The 201-nt window shown below is 49.8% G+C and carries 1 rRNA gene; it reads left to right on the top strand.

The features are described from left to right. Positions 1-65, top strand: a 16S ribosomal RNA gene (locus FHC48_RS23395); the annotation flags it as partial. Between the last annotated feature and the right edge of the window lie 136 nt (positions 66-201).

Below are 201 nucleotides of genomic sequence, written 5' to 3' on the forward strand. Positions count from 1 at the left end.
TCATGACTGGGGTGAAGTCGTAACAAGGTAACCGTAGGGGAACCTGCGGTTGGATCACCTCCTTACCTTAAAGAACCTGCCTTTGCAGTGCTCACACAGATTGTCTGATGAAAAAACAGCAGTAAAAATCTCTGCAGGCTTGTAGCTCAGGTGGTTAGAGCGCACCCCTGATAAGGGTGAGGTCGGTGGTTCAAGTCCACT

The organism is Enterobacter sp. EC_50, assembly GCF_019584525.1.
Classification (GTDB): domain Bacteria; phylum Pseudomonadota; class Gammaproteobacteria; order Enterobacterales; family Enterobacteriaceae; genus Enterobacter; species Enterobacter roggenkampii.